The 13,748-nt window shown below is 42.5% G+C and carries 14 protein-coding genes and 1 pseudogene; 5 read left to right on the top strand and 10 right to left on the bottom strand.

Features of this window, described 5'->3' with window-relative positions; translation table 11 throughout:
* Nucleotides 1-38 precede the first annotated feature (38 nt).
* From gvpA to gvpN, 7 genes are all read right to left on the bottom strand, one after another.
* Nucleotides 39-260 carry a gas vesicle structural protein GvpA gene (gvpA, locus tag V7K61_RS02795; protein ID WP_012408764.1) on the bottom strand — a complete coding sequence of 74 codons (222 nt, stop codon included), beginning with the start codon at nt 258-260 and terminating at the stop codon, nt 39-41.
* Between the two features lie 204 nt (nt 261-464).
* The gene (locus V7K61_RS02790) at nt 465-1,154 is read right to left on the bottom strand and encodes a GvpL/GvpF family gas vesicle protein (RefSeq protein ID WP_335050756.1); all 690 of its coding nucleotides are present in this window, start codon (nt 1,152-1,154) and stop codon (nt 465-467) included.
* 301 nt (nt 1,155-1,455) lie between these two features.
* Nucleotides 1,456-3,279, bottom strand: a complete 1,824-nt coding sequence (locus tag V7K61_RS02785) for an AAA family ATPase (protein WP_335050754.1) — start codon at nt 3,277-3,279, stop codon at nt 1,456-1,458.
* 415 nt (nt 3,280-3,694) lie between these two features.
* Nucleotides 3,695-4,444: a GvpL/GvpF family gas vesicle protein gene (locus tag V7K61_RS02780; RefSeq protein WP_335050752.1), complete on the bottom strand. Its 750-nt coding sequence runs from the start codon at nt 4,442-4,444 to the stop codon at nt 3,695-3,697.
* 36 nt (nt 4,445-4,480) lie between these two features.
* Entirely contained in the window at nt 4,481-4,915 is a 435-nt protein-coding gene (locus V7K61_RS02775; RefSeq protein WP_335050749.1) for a gas vesicle protein K, read from the bottom strand.
* A complete protein-coding gene (locus V7K61_RS02770) occupies nt 4,902-5,252 on the bottom strand; it encodes a gas vesicle protein (protein WP_335050747.1) in 351 nt (116 codons plus the stop codon). The genes V7K61_RS02775 and V7K61_RS02770 overlap by 14 nt, the downstream gene beginning before the upstream one ends.
* Nucleotides 5,249-6,421 carry a gas vesicle protein GvpN gene (gene gvpN, locus V7K61_RS02765; RefSeq protein ID WP_335050744.1) on the bottom strand — a complete coding sequence of 391 codons (1,173 nt, stop codon included), beginning with the start codon at nt 6,419-6,421 and terminating at the stop codon, nt 5,249-5,251. The genes V7K61_RS02770 and gvpN overlap by 4 nt, the downstream gene beginning before the upstream one ends.
* Before the next feature lie 214 nt (nt 6,422-6,635).
* On the opposite strand from gvpN, the gene V7K61_RS02760 reads away from it, so the two are divergent.
* The 4 genes from V7K61_RS02760 to V7K61_RS02745 all read left to right on the top strand — a co-directional run bounded on the left by V7K61_RS02760 (nt 6,636) and on the right by V7K61_RS02745 (nt 8,413).
* The gene (locus tag V7K61_RS02760; protein WP_335050743.1) at nt 6,636-6,887 is read left to right on the top strand and encodes a gas vesicle protein GvpG; all 252 of its coding nucleotides are present in this window, start codon (nt 6,636-6,638) and stop codon (nt 6,885-6,887) included.
* 370 nt (nt 6,888-7,257) lie between these two features.
* Entirely contained in the window at nt 7,258-7,575 is a 318-nt protein-coding gene (locus V7K61_RS02755) for a hypothetical protein (RefSeq protein ID WP_335050741.1), read from the top strand.
* Complete coding sequence (locus V7K61_RS02750; protein WP_335050739.1) at nt 7,572-7,937, top strand: retroviral-like aspartic protease family protein; 366 nt, start codon at nt 7,572-7,574, stop codon at nt 7,935-7,937. The genes V7K61_RS02755 and V7K61_RS02750 overlap by 4 nt, the downstream gene beginning before the upstream one ends.
* 113 nt (nt 7,938-8,050) lie before the next feature.
* A complete protein-coding gene (locus tag V7K61_RS02745) occupies nt 8,051-8,413 on the top strand; it encodes a hypothetical protein (RefSeq protein WP_335050737.1) in 363 nt (120 codons plus the stop codon).
* Nucleotides 8,414-8,453: 40 nt separating this feature from the next.
* Here the strand turns inward: V7K61_RS02745 and V7K61_RS02740 are convergent.
* The 3 genes and pseudogenes from V7K61_RS02740 to V7K61_RS02730 form a co-directional block, all read right to left on the bottom strand.
* Nucleotides 8,454-8,615, bottom strand: a pseudogene (locus V7K61_RS02740) (Uma2 family endonuclease); the annotation flags it as partial.
* Nucleotides 8,616-8,721: 106 nt separating this feature from the next.
* Entirely contained in the window at nt 8,722-9,006 is a 285-nt protein-coding gene (locus V7K61_RS02735) for a hypothetical protein (protein WP_335050735.1), read from the bottom strand.
* A 45-nt stretch (nt 9,007-9,051) separates the two neighbouring features.
* Nucleotides 9,052-10,938 (bottom strand): ArsA family ATPase, encoded by a 1,887-nt coding sequence (locus V7K61_RS02730; protein ID WP_335050733.1) that lies wholly within the window; start codon nt 10,936-10,938, stop codon nt 9,052-9,054.
* Between the two features lie 417 nt (nt 10,939-11,355).
* On the opposite strand from V7K61_RS02730, the gene V7K61_RS02725 reads away from it, so the two are divergent.
* Nucleotides 11,356-13,748, top strand: a 2,393-nt coding sequence (locus V7K61_RS02725; RefSeq protein WP_335050730.1) for a WD40 repeat domain-containing protein, incomplete at its 3' end; no start/stop codon positions are given.

Here is a 13,748-nt window from a genome sequence, read left to right as displayed (position 1 = left end):
CTTAGAAGCCATAAAGACTCCCATTTTCTAATGTGGTGTTAAGCAGCAGATGGAACAGCAGCCTGGGATGTTAAACCAACTGCCTCGGCATATCTTAAGTAAGTTTCGACTGAAGCAATCACAATCCGAGCTTCTATTGATAGCAGTTCAATACCAACTAAAGAAACACGTACCCAAGCATCAATTACAATTCCTTTGTCTAAAATGCGGTCAATAACTTCAGCCAGACTTGAAGATGAGTTAACTTTTTCAACAGCCATTTTATTTTGCTCTCACAACTCTAATTATTGATTTCATCCTGCTCTGATTGAGCAGTAGGTAAAACTTACACAATGTGTTTTATTCTTCCTGAGTTTAGTGTTCCCAAAAATATAAGATAAATATAAGAAAATAAAAAAATTAAATAAAAAATTAGATCGTCTTTATTCTTTCTGGGAAAGTTTTAAATATTATTTTTTATGAATTTATATGAGAGTATCTTTGAGAAAATGATAGGGTGGTAGAGGTTCGCTCAGTGCCAATTGCCAGTGCGAGCATTGTACTTGCCAAAGGGAAAACAGCTGCGTACTTAGCGTTGAATCGTTGCGCTGTGCCAAAAAGTGGATTTGCCGCACATCTGACTGTCGAGTTTCACAGATAACATTTGTATATGTTTTGAGAATTAACTGGCTCAAGAGTTCCCACTGTTCGCATTGTTGTGTTTGAAATACTTGCTGTGTTTGGTAGCGTTGTTTTTTCGCTAATAAATAGGCTTTTCCCTTGGCATCAATAGTTTCAGAATCGTCAAGTAAATCACAGGGTGTCATTTTTAAGGTGTACTCAACTTTGTCTGCTAGGTGAGTTAGGGCTTCTAGATATTGCTCTTGGTGCTTTTCTAGATGATTCAGCAGTTTTTCTACAGAGGTAAAACCCCTCCCAAAGCGTAGGGGAAGAAGGGGAGTTTGTTGAAAAAGTTCTCGAATTACGCGATCGTGGTTTAATACAGCTTGAAGTAAATGCTCATCCTTTGCCTGTATTGCCTCCAGTGAGATTTCCGGCTCTACGATCGCAGCTAAACCGGAAGAGTAAACGAGTTCAATATTCCTTTCCATCCCCAAGGGTAGAACAAGTGGTGATGGGGTCGGGACTAGAAGAGCATAAGCGTATATTGACATAAGTAATTAAGTCTGAACAAATAAAGTTAACTAATTAATAATTCCCTTTTGTTTTACCAAAGTTAGGAAGTCCTCCGGGACGCTTCTTTTGACATCAAAGGTGTTTTCGGAGGATAAGTATCGCTGTGTGCAACGTTCTTTCAAACCTAACCCCCAGCCCCTTCCCTACAAGGGAAGGGGAGCAAGAATCAAAGCCTCTCTCCCTGTGGGGGAGAGGTTTGGAGAGGGGTTCTAAGGATAAGTTGCACATGGCGTTAAGTAGCTTCCGCTCTGAACTTCTGTGTTTTTTTCAAGTCAGAGATTATTGAGATTGATGCTGATTAGCAAGCATTTGGTATGTAACTTGGAAATCATCATTTGTAATCTGAATCAAGCTGGAGTCAGTCAATCCTTGGGCGCGGTATCGACGAATTGCGCTTAAAGCAGCTTGATTGCTCAATAAAGCCAAGTCTGCGCCATTCCAACCCTCGGTAACTGTCGCCCAGGTTTCTAAATCGACATCAACCAGGGGACGATCTAGATTGTGAACTCCTAAAATCGCTAATCGGCTGGCTCGATCTGGTAGATCGATTTTTATTTGTAAGTCCAATCTTCCGGCTCTGAGCAAGGCAGGATCGAGCGCTTCTGGACGATTGGTTGCTCCTACTAAAAGTACTTTCGGGCATTCATGCAACCCATCCAGTTCGGTGAGTAGTTGACCGACAACGCGATCGCTAACCCCAGAATCACCAGTGAATCTTCCCCTTGCTGGTGCTAAGGTATCAATTTCATCTATAAACACAACGCAAGGAGCTGCTTGCCGAGCTTTGCGAAAGAGTTCTCTGACTGCCTGTTCTGCGGCACCTACCCATCGGCTGAGTAATTCCGGGCCATTCACAGCAATAAAGTTGGCTCTAGCCTGGGAAGCGATCGCTTTTGCCAGTAATGTTTTTCCCGTTCCAGGCGGCCCCCACAACAGAATCCCACGGGGAGGCTTGGCTTTGGTTTGCTCGTATAGTTCGGGATAGAGGAGTGCGCCTTCAACAGATTCTTGAAGTTTTTGTTTCACATCATCCAAACCACCAATGTCATCCCAACTTACACTTGGTGTTTCAACTGCTACAGACCTGAGAACTGAGGGTTTTATCTCCTTAATTGCTTCAAGAAAATCCTGCTGCGTGATAGTCATGTTCTCAGGAACGGGACTGTTGAGGGAGGGGACTTGACGACGCAGGGCAATGTAGGCTGCTTTTTGACAAAGAGCTTTGATATCGGCACCGACAAAACCGACAGCCAAATCGGCGATCGCTCCTAAATTAACCGAAGTCTCCAAAGGCATGGCATTTGTCAAAATCGTCAGAATTTCCAATCGTCCATTGCGATCGGGAACTCGAAACTGAACTTCGCGATCGAAGCGTCCCGGACGACGCAGCGCCGGATCGAGATAATCGGGACGATTTGTTGCCGCTAATACAATTACGCCCTCAGTTTTGGCAAACCCATCCATTAACCCAAGCAACTGCGCCACTAGTCTTTTTTCAACTTCACCTTCCACTTGGCTGCGATCTGGGGCAAGACTGTCAATTTCATCAATAAATATCAAACAGGGAGCAGAACGAGTTGCTTTCTCAAAAATACTTCGCAAACGAGCTTCTGCTTCCCCGTAATACTTGCTCATCACCTCTGGGCCATTGATGGCAATGTAGTTTAACTCTAACTCTTCTGCCAAAACACGGGCTGTTAAAGTTTTTCCCGTACCGGGCGGGCCAACGAGCAAAACCCCACGCGGAGGCTCTAACCCTAATTTCACCAATAAATCTGGACGTTTAAGTGGAATTTCGACTAACTCTCTGATTTCTTGGAGAACATCAGCCAAGCCGCCGATACCTTGCCAAGAAGCTTTTGAGTTCGTCCGAGCTGATGGGGGGGTGACATCAGCATCATCCATTGGTGTAGCTGCATCGGTGGAATTGGATCTGACTCGGCTGGAATTACTTGTTCTCGGAATATTGCCTTGCCGGGGAATACTACTGAGATTATGAGACCGAATTTGAATAGAAGTTTTTAACTCCCCTTTCTCTACTTTTTCTTCTAAAGCTTTGGCAATTTCTAATAGATGTTCAAATCCTTTGAATATGTCGTCCATTGATTTAACTTAGAGGTTGTTTGAAAAGTGTTTTACTGTGATTTTGGGCACTTTTAGATCCCCCCTAACCCTCCTTAATTACCCCCCTTAATCCCCCCTTGTAAAGGGGGGAAACCGGAAAATCTAGTTCCCTCCCCTTGTAAAGGGGAGGGTTAGGGAGGGGTAATTCCATAAGTTGTGCGTACACCGTAGCTTTACAAGGGGAGCCAGTGCGGTCTTCTCCCAAAGGGAGAGGCTAGCGCCAAGGGGGTTTCCCCCATGAGCAACTGGCGTGGATTTAGGGGGATCTAGAAAGTTTTGCTATCGACAAGAGGACTTTTCAAACATCCTCTTAAATAAAAGACAGAGAAAAATTAAAAGTTTCAATAATTTTTCATTCTCAATTTTTATTGTTATTCACAGGGAGAGGAATTAATCAGTTGGAAATGGTTAATCGAAGACGAGCAAAGTTATACGGGGCAGTGAAATTGTTGTAGCGAATTCGCAAACGGTTTTCAAATTGACGATCGAGTGCTTCAACGTGTTCGCTAAATTGTGATTCTGCTTCCCAAGGAATTAGGTAGGCTGAATTGTAGATCATTGTGTCCATTTGGGGAGTATTTTCTACCACCTCGATCGCAACGGAGTTGAGTGTGCCTTTAAATACATCGATTATGCCTTGCTTGCGATCGTTCATTCCCTGTTCGATGGTTTGCCCTATTTGGATTACCCGCTCCATACTCAGGGGTTGACCTACTAGCTTATCCCTTTCGGTTTTGAGATTTGGGTGTTCTGCCAATAATCCCTGAATTTCTGTCTCAGTATTCCAAAAAACTTTGACACTAACTTCTCGGCAACCCGATAACTTCGCAAGCAATTTCGTCAATTCTTCTTGATGAGGACGAATTAATTGCTGTGAAACCGTTTCCCAGCTTGAAACCAAAAGTCCAAATTGCACGGGTAGTAAATAGCGATCGCCTCCTTGCATGATCTCCTCAAGGACTTTCTCATGACTTAGCAGGTTACGACGGCTGGCCAAATAACGCTCTTGCTGTGCTTCCGAGTAGATGACTGCAAAATCATCCAAAATTTTAATTTGTACAGGTTGCCGATCTAAGCCCTCTAAATTTAAATTTTGTGGAGCAGGCAAGGTCAAAATTCCATAAATGTAAAAGCCATAACTCATAAGAATGTCTTACCAAGAAGAATTTAGATAAAAAAGTTACAGGGGTTTAGAGGTGAGTACTAATCTTAACTTGGCATGAACTAAGCTTAACTGAGCCAGTCCTAAATCCAAGTCACCTTCAACCACAACACCTGTATTTAATAGGCGATCGAGAAGTTCTAAAATAGAAGGTTGACTAGAGGTTTCACCGGGGTAATATCCTCCAGATTGGGGAAGTAAATTTCCCATTTCACCCAAGTTAATATTTAGATCGGCTGGGTCAACATCAAATATCTCGCAAAGCTTAACAACCTGTTTTTCAAGCTGTTGTAGGCTTTCGGAAGCTCGATCTAGTTCAGAGTCGCTGAGGTTGCCAGCATCCATTCGCCGAATCACCTGAGCTTCCATGAGTTGGCGTATCAGTTCAACAACCGTCAGTAACAACGGCGCTAAACCGGAATCGGAACCTTTTGATTTACTAATCGCCTGCATTCTGATGATTATTAGGATTAAGTAATTTGAGCGATTGCAGTTCTGTTTCTAGACTGGCAAGACGCTCTTGAAGTTGTTGATTAGTTGCTAATAAGGCGTGAGTTTGACTATTAAGATAGGGGTCGCTCTCCCACCAGTTAATTCCAATCTCTTTGGCTTTATCAACAGAAGAAATCAACAAACGAATCCGAATGTTGAGCAGTTCTGTGGAGCCTACGGAAATAGAAATATCTCCTGCGATAACAATGCCTTTATCCAGAACCCGTTCTAGAATATCTGCCAAGGTAGAACCTTGAGTTGATGTGGTGATCGCTCCCCGATTAGTATTAGTACTCATTTGTTTATTAAATGGCCAGAATCAAGAGCAACTGTTTGTGAGATGTTCGGCGACTCAGCATTGCCCTGCATTTGGACTAATACTCCCTGTTCTCTGAGAGACTTGAGTGCAGCGACAATTTGACTGCGATCGATCCCTAGTTCTACTGCCAATTCAGAGAAACGCCTTCCTGGAGAATTACACAGGTAGTTGTAGACTTCATGCTCGTAAGGTACTCGTTGTTCCAATACAATCTGATTTGGGCTGTTTGGCATTATCTCTGACGGCTGAGATTGAGTATTTATACGATGATAGAATTCACTTAAAACCTCTTCCAGTAGCCGAGTTGCTTCTATGAGAGGTTGATTCGTGCGAGAAAGTAGGATATCGGCACAAATATCTTGGAAGCTAGGATCTCCAGGGTTTACGGAAATTTCGTGTTCGTGGCAGATTTTGGCAATCATCAGACAAGAACGCAATCCACCGCCCTGTCCAGAACCAGATCGACTCCAAAACGTCCGTACTAAGCGGACAATTTTTTCTGCTTGCTCAGAATCTATACCTGTTTTATGAACTACAATTTCCTGCTGACTCAGTTCATCAGGTGTAGGCATATCGATGGTAATAACACGATCCATCAAAGCATCCTGAGTTGCATGAACTCCACAATACTCTTGAGGATTTGATGTTAAGATTGCCCGAAACTGAGGATGAACCCGGATATACTCGGCTCGATGTTGGTTTGTTGGTAATACTAACAACCTCTCCTCAAGTACGGAGAGTAAAACGTTATTTACCTCCGGGTGCGATCGATTGAATTCGTCGTAAACCAGCGTAAATCCTTCTTTACAAGCTAGGGTTAATCGTGCATCAACCCAGTGTTGTCGGACTTCATCCTCCACTTTGACAACGCTGTGAATGTAGTTATCAACAACCTTTTTACGGGTATAACCTAATTGATTACCAATCAAGTCTGAGGTTTTAAACTCATCATCTCCAAATAAGAGGATGATCGGCTGGTTGAGCAAATCAGCTAGATGCATTGCCAGAGTAGTTTTTCCGACTCCGGCTGCACCACGTAAGTGTATGGAAAAACCTGACTGTAGATAGCGCAAAGCACGTTGAGCGACGCGTTGAACCGCAGGTGTATTGACAAATCGCTGGGGAGATGCATTTAATACTGTTGTCAAACTCTAAGTACCTCCTCAATAGTAATGTGTTATACAAAAGTGTTTTTTGTTACATTGCAAATATAAAATACAGATGTCAATCAGCCTTAACTGGACTCAAATCCAACGGATTTTGGCATCAACACAAGACTAGTAATGTTTAATATTTATGTCATCAGCATGATTACGGTGTTGAGAGGATACCTTTAAGAAGTCCACACAACTGTAAAGCAATATGGTTCTGCGCTTTTTACTATTACCGATTACTGGCCCATTAATGGGGGTAACGTGGCTTGGGGAAAAAATTTTAGAACATGCGAGTACTGAAATTGATGACAAAGATAATCTCAGTAAGCAACTTCTCGCACTCCAACTTGCTTTTGATATGGGGGAAATTCCTGAAGAAGAGTTTGAAATTCAGGAAGAAGCTCTATTATTAGCGATTCTGGAAGCAGAAGAGCAGGAACGCGATCAGACATCAGAGTAAAGCAGGAGGCAGAGGAGGAACTGTTGAAAGGGTTTCCCGACATAAAAGGAGGCAGTGCGTTGGGCGGGCAATGCCCGACTTGTTCGCCCTTGGCGTTTCCGTACCCCTACGGGGAAGCAAGCTACGCGCAGCGTCTCCGTTAGTAGAAGGGTAGCAACTGCCGGCAGCTGCCGTGGCAGAAGGTAATCCCCATAAATAAATTTCAGTAGACCGAAAACTTTTGCCAACATCAAAAATTAGTAGCTTGTCATACTGTGCATTCTTTTTTCACGGACAGTAGCCCCGAACGCGAGGCTTTTTTCATCGAATTTAATCCGCGATGTGTGGATGAGGGAAAATATAAGTATCGCGATTCAGAATATAATCAGCCATGACTGAAACCAAACCCGCTCGTACCGCACGCAGAGGAAGAATATTCCCTGAAATTCAATGGAATGAAGAACAAAAAGCACGACGTTCAGCCGAACGCGAGGCTTTTTACCAACGTTGTAAACCTATTTTTGAGCAAGTAAAATCAGAATTAATTGAAACTCACTACAACTGGTTTGTTGCAGTTGAACCGGATAGTGGAGAATATTTTATTGATAAAGATTTAGAAGTAGTTTCATTACGGTGCCGCGAACAGCATCCAGGCAAAATCCACTATGCTTTTCGGATTAATGAGTCTGGGGCTTGCGGCACGATATGACGATTTCCGGTTTTTTTGGTGATGAGGATGTACTACTTTTTGAAATTAATTTAATAACATCAGATGGATTAGAATTACCTGTTGAGGCGATGTTTGATACAGGTTTTTCGTATTGGTTAGCGATTAATGAGCAAGATATAGATGCACTTGGTTGGGAGCGTTTACGAGAGCAAACAATGCGAACTGCACGGGGTGATGTAAAATTTGAAATCTATGTTGGTCAAGTATTATTTGACGGTCAAGAGTTTGACATACCTGTACATGTTGGCAAAGATTTAACAGAAGTTTTGCTCGGTCGTCAATGGTTAACAAATCGTCGGTTAGTCGTTGATATACAGTCGGGTGAATTAACGTTGGGATAACTACGACCGATAATAAATTATAAAAATGCCTCAATGGTTTGAAGATGACACCAATAGAACAAATTAGTAAAATATAAAACAATTATCCTTTAAGAATAATTGAGTAATGTCTAATGATAAGATTAATTCTATTGACAGTAACAATTGCAGCACTGATAGGAATAATATTTTTTGTGCTTGCTACAGTGCGTTTGAAAAATTTTAAGTACGGTTTATTAACATTTTTGTGGTCATTTATTTTTGCTTTATTTGGTTCTGGTATTGGTTTTTTTCTTGGTTGGCTGTGGTATAAATGGACGCTTAGAACTGACCCTAGTTTCTCAAATCCTAACCTGAGTGGTTTAAGTCAGGGAGTGATGGCAGGATATTTAATTACTGTTTGGTTCTTTTGTGTTCAAACTGGAACCATTCTAGGTGGGATTTGGGGCGGAGTCCGTAAATTAAGGTATTATCAAACACGTAATAAAACTACTTAAGCGATCGCCTGTCCTGAAAATCAATCAGGTGTGGTTGTAGCTACGCTGGCAGACCTCCAGCTTGAAAAATCTGTTCAGCAGTTAAATTAAACTCTGGGAAAGTAGGCGAGATGATGCGTTCATTTCCTCTAAATAGCCTAACTTGATACTCACCTTCAATTAGTTGATAAATCGAGATAGTTGGTTGTTTAGGATTGCCAAGTTCACTGTTGAGGTGGGATGAAAGTTTAGAAAAATATATTTTAGAAGACCGCAGCCAATGTTGAGCAAGAAAGTTGCGAAGAATAGGCAAGCTGAAATCTTAGTACTTAGTATTCCAATATTAAGGTTTTGAATTTTGGTGTCTTGTTCTCCAAGCCAGTATTTACTTGCTGATGGGTTATGTTCTCTTCAGGAATTGTTTGACTATTTAAAATAGCAAGACGCTGCTGAATCTGATGTTGGCGTGCTTCGAGTTTCTCTAGTTCCTCCTCTAAACGCTCCTTCTCTAACATCATTTTGTAAGCATTTAAGTAAGCTGTTGCTTGAGAACGTTGAGGAGGCATGGTGCTAAATTTGGCTTGAATTTGTCTGCGGTTTGGAGTGCGATGCATAATAAATTTCTCTTTGGGTATGAAAGTATTTAGTCTAATTAGCCGTTAAAATAAACAGGTAGCTGCTCCTTGGATGCGTTCTAAAGGCTGAACTGAGCGAGGAAGCATTGGTAAGCGAACTATTGTCAAACCTGGAAAATTTGTCTCGCAGTCATCGCAATTAATGGTTGCTGTAGAAGTAAAACGGTTGAGAACAAGGTAATTCTGACTTACACCTATTTCTTGCATAGATTTGAACAAGCGTTTTTGTTCGGCAAGTACGCTAGTCTGGTTAAGTGTAACCCCAATGAACTCTGCTTGTTGTGGGTCTTTTAGCACTTTTTGGGCTTTGACTACGCGCTGTCGCAAAGTTCGTAAACGCCCCATAAACTCTGTACGACCAAGGACATTCTGATACTTGATCCAGAGTTTGAAAATCCAACCTAGCCAGTCTGCTAATGCAGTTGGCATTTCTAGAAAACGCAGAAGATGACCTGTAGGAGCAGTGTCTAAAATAATCAAGTCTTCTTCTTGTTGCTCTAGCAATTCCATTACTGTTAACAAAGAAAGTATTTCATCAATCCCTGGTAAAGCTTGATCGACAATTTTGCGCCAAGCAGCAGGAGCATAGGCCATTTCAATACCTTCGCTTGTTTGGGTTTCGCCACTCATCATTTCGGCCAGTTCCCATAGGTAATCGGCTCTGAATTGATCGACAATGCGATCGCCATCTACTTCCTGACCTCGAAGATTGGCAGTTATTTGATATGGTTCGTGTCCTAAACTCAAACCAAAGGCATCACCCAAGGAGTGGGCTGGATCGATAGAAACCATGCGAATTTTGCGATCGGGATGTTGTTGAGCCATAGCCCAACCAATCCCAGCTGCTACTGTGGTTTTGCCTACTCCACCCTTACCGCCAATTAGTAACAGGCGACGACCTTCGGTGAGAAAATCTCCAAAGCTAGGAGGAATTTTTTCAGGCCATTGAATTGGGAGTGGATGAACAGGAGATAGCGGTTCAAGCTGAGGAATATGGATTTGGTTGATAATATTGCTGAGGGCGACAATTCCCAAAGGCTCCTTATCTTGTTGTGGCACAATAAACATCGGCTTTCCGTTAGCAAGAGCCGTATACTGGCTGATGAGCGGTTGTTGTTCTTGGTAACGATCTGGGTCAGTGGCACTGGCAAGGACTTGGTTAACAAACAACCCTCCGCAAGGAACCTGCATAGTTTCTAAGGCTTCTAGGAATCGTTTTGACTCCAACCAACTCATTGGTTCGGCGATCGCAACTAACAAACAAGCTGTATGGTTAGGATCTTGAAGTAGACGACGACCTTGCGATAGTTCAGCTTTCAGGGTTTGCAAAAACTCGTCAGCGCGATCGGGTGTGTAACTTCCAGCAAAGGTCTTGCTAATAATCCGATGCTTTTCTTGAAACAGTTCGAGAGAGTGCAGGAAAGTGTCTAAAAAGTCCATCAATCCAAACAAGTTGAGAGTATGACCGCTAGGAGCCATATCAACTACTACTCGATCTACCCGTTGCTCCTGAAAAAGGCGTTGGATTTCTAACAAGCCCATCAACTCGTCCAGTCCAGGCCAATTTAAATCCCAAACTGGCAGCAAGTCTGCTCCTTCAACAAAACTACCGCGCTCCACTAACAGTTCTAACACCTGACCATAACGTTCTTTAAACTCTTGTAGCAGAAGCTTTGCATCCAACGCCCTTACTAGTAGATTGGGTAGTTCCGCTATGGGACGAGGAATGTCATCAACGCTAACTTGTAAGATATCTCCAAGAGAGTGAGCCGGATCGGTTGAGATTAAAAGAATTTGCTCATTGGCAAATTTCTGCGCCCAACGACATGCAAAGGTGCAGGAGATTGTCGTTTTTCCGACTCCACCTTTGCCGCTAAACATAGCAAGGTGTAGGTTATCAAAAAGTTCCATCCCGTTTGTCATTTCTGGCGTTTTAGGATAAACTTACTACATTTTTTTGAAAGTTACTTAAGTAATTTTGCTGAATAAACCTATTTAAAGCCTTAATCTTTCACGGATAGGATTTACAAAACTTCTATGGTATTGGCTACCGTGTACACACAAGTTGGAAATAATTGACAAATCCGGGTTTTACCCCACCCTAACCCTCCCCTTGTAAAGGGGAGGGAACTGGATTTTCCGGTTTCCCCCCAATACATCGGGGGGATTAAGGGGGGTAATTCGACTTGCGATCCTATAGGGCGGCGACAGGGAAAGCTTCACAAGAGAATATGTAATTAATTTTGTTGAGGTACTTACAAAGATTAGCCGAGGAACTATAACTGAGGTAAAGATTTAGCCAGAGATGTCCAAAGGTAAGGAGATAAGATGGTTAATAGTTCTGAAGGCGATATAAATATTGGGTGTAATGTCCAAGGTATTTCTAAATACGACTTTTTTTCTGACGGTAATTTTGAGGACATTGATTGTCGTCCACTTAAAACAGACTCTCCCTACTTAGGACTAAAAACTTTTGAAATTAAAGATAAAGACAAATTTTTTGGTCGAGAGAAGTGGATCGCTAATCTGGGCGATCGCTTAAAAAAAGATAATGTACTCTTGCTTTTAGGAGCATCAGACAGTGGCAAATCATCATTGATTCGGGCAGGTTTAATTCCTTATTTAGGATCTCATAAAAATTCATTAATTAATATAAGTTTTCACCCAGATGAAAATCCTTTTAAATCTCTTTATCAGTGTCTTGCTTCTACTTATGGGAAAAAATCGCCACTAGCGGATATTGCCAGAGAAATAAGAGAAAATACTTTAATTAAAATTGTCACATTCCTCAAACAAGAATATCAGTGTATTCTGATTTTTATTGACCAATTTGAAGAACTGTTTACAAAAACTCAAAAGCCGGAACGCGATAAATTTGTTGCTAGTCTCTTTAAACTGTTCCAGCAACAGGATAGCTCTGTCAAAATTGTTTTAACAATGCAATCTGATTTTTTGGATAGATTTAGTGAGTATCCCCAACTTGCGAAGATTCACGATCGCTATAGTCGTATACTCACTAGAATGAGCGATGGAGAATTAAAGTTAGCGATCGCTGAACCTGCTGCTAGAAATGGCGTTACCTTTGAACCAGGGCTAGTTGAGCAAATTATTCGTGATTTTCACCAACAAAATGATTATTTACCACTTCTGGCATACACCTTAGATGTGCTGTGGCAAAGTGAAAATCTTGCAAACCGGGTTCTGAAGACAAAGACTTATAAAGAAGTAAAAGAGCAAACGTTTGGTTATTTAGACGAACAAGCCAATCAATTTATTAATGCTAGTGTTGGATGGCACGATCGCCATTCGAGAGAAAAGGAACAAGAGATTCAAAAGTTAAACCTTGCACTGACTGAATTAAAACTACGCGAGCAATCCGCCAGGGTTTTGAATTTACTTCCTGTCCAACCGCTAGAAGGTTTGGTGCTGGCAATTCAAACAATGGGTGAGAATCTAGAGAAATACCCAAACCAGCTTCTAGCTCCTGTTTTGGGAAGCTTAAAGGAAGCAATGAACACACCCACAGAGACGAATAGCTTGCGCGGACACGAGCAAGAGGTTAATTGTGTAGCCTTTAGTCCTGATGGCAAGTTTATTGCCAGTGGCAGTAGCGATTCTACGGTGTGCTTGTGGAATATCATTGGCAATCCTACTGCTCAATTTTTGTTGGGGCACGAGCAAGAGGTTAATTGTGTAGCCTTTAACCCTGATGGCAAGTTTCTTGTTAGTGGCAGTATTGACGGAATTTTGTGTTTATGGGATCTACAAGGTAATCTCATTACTCAACCGTGGCAGGGACATGAAGAAGGAGTTATTTCCGTCGCCTTTAGCCCAAATAGCGATGGCTACGCCAACCCCTCCGGGGTACGCATTATCAGTGTTGGTTTTGACGGAACAGTGTGTTTGTGGGATTTAGAAGGTAACGCCATTATTCAACCTTGGCGCGAACACAAGGAAGGAGTTATTTCCGTCGCCTTTAGCCCAAATGGCGATGGCTGCGCCAACCCCGGAGGGGTACGCATTATCAGTGTTGGTTTTGACGGAACGGTGTGTTTGTGGGATTTACAAGGTAACACCATCACTCAACCCTGGCACAAACATGAGGCGAAAATTATTTGCGTCGCCTTTAGCCCCGACGGCAAGTTTATTGTCAGTGGTAGTAGTGATTGTACAGTGCGGTTGTGGGACATCCAAGGTAATCCCATCGGTCAACCTTGGCACGGGCATGAAGGACATATAAATTCTGTCGCGTTTAGCCCTGATGGCAAGTTTATTATTAGTGGTAGCTGCGATCGCACAATACGCTTGTGGAATATCAATGGCAACCCCATCACTCAACCTTGGCGTGGACATGAAGGAGAGGTTAATTCCCTAGCCTTTAGCCCCGATGGCAAGCTGATTATCAGTGGTGGCGATCGCACTGTGCGTTTGTGGGAGCTAGATCAAATATTACAAGATCGGGTCATCGGGCGATCGCAGCGCAAATATGAGAATTGGGTCAATTCTGTCGCCTTTAGCCCTGATGGTCAGTGGATTATCAGTGCCAGCAATGATTCGACAGTGCGCTTATGGGATATTCACGGCAATCCCATTGGTCAACCTTGGCACGGACATGAAAAAGAAGTTAATTCTGTCGCCTTTAGCCCTGATGGTCAGTGGATTATCAGTGCCAGCAATGATTCGACAGTGCGCTTATGGGATATTCACGGCAATCCCATTGG

The sequence above is a fragment of the Nostoc sp. genome, assembly GCF_036918015.1.
Taxonomy (GTDB): domain Bacteria; phylum Cyanobacteriota; class Cyanobacteriia; order Cyanobacteriales; family Nostocaceae; genus Nostoc.
The sequence above is the reverse complement of the archived record's forward strand: the minus strand, read 5'-3'. Positions and strand labels throughout refer to the sequence as shown.

Coding starts and splice junctions, on each gene's coding strand:
- gvpA (WP_012408764.1), bottom strand. CDS start 260: ATGGCTGTTGAAAAAGTTAACTCATCTTCAAGTCTGGCTGAAGTTATT.
- V7K61_RS02790 (WP_335050756.1), bottom strand. CDS start 1,154: ATGTCAATATACGCTTATGCTCTTCTAGTCCCGACCCCATCACCACTT.
- V7K61_RS02785 (WP_335050754.1), bottom strand. CDS start 3,279: ATGGACGACATATTCAAAGGATTTGAACATCTATTAGAAATTGCCAAA.
- V7K61_RS02780 (WP_335050752.1), bottom strand. CDS start 4,444: ATGAGTTATGGCTTTTACATTTATGGAATTTTGACCTTGCCTGCTCCA.
- V7K61_RS02775 (WP_335050749.1), bottom strand. CDS start 4,915: ATGCAGGCGATTAGTAAATCAAAAGGTTCCGATTCCGGTTTAGCGCCG.
- V7K61_RS02770 (WP_335050747.1), bottom strand. CDS start 5,252: ATGAGTACTAATACTAATCGGGGAGCGATCACCACATCAACTCAAGGT.
- V7K61_RS02760 (WP_335050743.1), top strand. CDS start 6,636: ATGGTTCTGCGCTTTTTACTATTACCGATTACTGGCCCATTAATGGGG.
- V7K61_RS02755 (WP_335050741.1), top strand. CDS start 7,258: ATGACTGAAACCAAACCCGCTCGTACCGCACGCAGAGGAAGAATATTC.
- V7K61_RS02750 (WP_335050739.1), top strand. CDS start 7,572: ATGACGATTTCCGGTTTTTTTGGTGATGAGGATGTACTACTTTTTGAA.
- V7K61_RS02745 (WP_335050737.1), top strand. CDS start 8,051: ATGATAAGATTAATTCTATTGACAGTAACAATTGCAGCACTGATAGGA.
- V7K61_RS02735 (WP_335050735.1), bottom strand. CDS start 9,006: ATGCATCGCACTCCAAACCGCAGACAAATTCAAGCCAAATTTAGCACC.
- V7K61_RS02730 (WP_335050733.1), bottom strand. CDS start 10,938: ATGGAACTTTTTGATAACCTACACCTTGCTATGTTTAGCGGCAAAGGT.